The sequence below is a fragment of the Mesorhizobium sp. M4A.F.Ca.ET.050.02.1.1 genome (assembly GCF_003997725.1).
GTDB lineage: Bacteria > Pseudomonadota > Alphaproteobacteria > Rhizobiales > Rhizobiaceae > Mesorhizobium.
Genome location: NZ_RZSG01001169.1, coordinates 1 through 1,318, shown reverse-complemented (window position 1 = coordinate 1,318; position 1,318 = coordinate 1). Strand labels below are relative to the sequence as shown.

At 58.9% G+C, this 1,318-nt stretch carries 1 protein-coding gene and 2 pseudogenes; 2 read left to right on the top strand and 1 reads right to left on the bottom strand.

All coding sequences use genetic code 11. The features are described from left to right. A pseudogene (locus tag EOA33_RS36035) lies at positions 1–294 on the bottom strand (D-alanyl-D-alanine carboxypeptidase); the annotation flags it as partial. Between the two features lie 289 nt (positions 295–583). Between EOA33_RS36035 and EOA33_RS36030 the strand changes: the two are divergent. Together EOA33_RS36030 and EOA33_RS36025 are read left to right on the top strand one after the other, a co-directional pair. Beyond that, on the top strand, positions 584–913 hold the full coding sequence (locus EOA33_RS36030) for a phasin family protein (RefSeq protein WP_126054673.1): 330 nt from the start codon (positions 584–586) through the stop codon (positions 911–913). A 212-nt stretch (positions 914–1,125) separates the two neighbouring features. Then, positions 1,126–1,318 (top strand): annotated as a pseudogene (locus EOA33_RS36025) (ATP-dependent Clp protease adaptor ClpS); the annotation flags it as partial.

Genomic DNA, 1,318 nt, shown 5'->3' with positions numbered 1-1,318 from the left:
GGCGTGGGCAGAGAACGGCACCGCCGTGTTCTTCGAGATCCGACCCTTCGCCAGCGCCTCGAACGTCAGATAGAGGGTCATCATCTTGGTCAGCGAAGCGGGATAGCGCCGACCATTGGCGTCGGAAGAATAGAGCACCTTGCCCGTCTTGGCGTCGATGACGATGGCCGCCGATTTCGCCGCCATCGATGAGGCGGCATCCGCGACGACGACGGTCATCGCCAGGGCGACGATCGTGACCGCCTTGAGAAAGGAGGAGGTTTTGGAGACGAAGCCCGACAACGCCTGACGCACTGATATTTCCCTGAAATTTCGTTGCCCCGGAGGCGGCGGCGTGAGCCTGCCTCGCTTTCGGCCAAGCTATCGCGGGCAGCGTTACCAATCCGTTTATGGTAACCGCCGCGTTCACCATTTTCTGGCGATTTGAGCCTCTTTTTATTCGAATTTTGGACTCTTCCCGTCCGCCCCGTGCCCAGCAAACGGGCAAAAACTTGACTTTTGTGCAGCGCACAATATATTTGCGGTGCATTGCACAAGGGCGCCCGGGGCAAATGGGCGTTTCAACCACGAAGGGAAGCGTGAAATGGCCCAGACCTATGAGGACTTCAGCAAATTCGGCAAGGAGTTTGCCGACACCGGATTGAAGAGCTTTGCTTCGCTCACCAAGGGCGCGCAGGCGATCGCCACAGAAGCGGGCGAGTACACCAAGAAGAGCTTCGAAGCCGGCAGCGCCGCGTTCGAGAAGCTCTTCTCGGCCAAGTCGTTCGACAAGGCGATCGAGATCCAGTCCGACTACGCCAAGCAGAGCTACGAGAGCTTCGTCGCCGAGGCCGCCAAGATCGGCGACCTCTATGCCGAACTCGCCAAGGAAGCCTACAAGCCGTTCGAATCGATCGTAGCCAAGGCGAAGTAATTTTCGCCGCAAGGCACTGAAACTAGGCCAGCCGGCCTGCAAGACAGACCCGGTCGCGGATGCGCGGCCGGGTTTTTTCATGCCCGCTTCGATCTGGCGCCCTAGCCACCTTCACGATTGCGAAAATCGCTGAAGTTTGCCCACCTAGCCATATTGTCAGCTAAACAGAAGGGCTTAAAATCGTCCATCGAACACCTACATGTCGAACTCGCATGGGGATTCGAAAGAGGCAGGACTACGTGACGACCGGTTTGACTGCCACGGCAGGCGTGGTGCGGATGCAGAGTGACGGCGACGGCAACGGGGCCGGTCGCGGCACGGCCGTGATCACGCGCACCAAAACCAAGACCAAGAAGCCCAGTCTCTACCGGGTCCTCATCCTCAACGACGACTACACGCCCATGG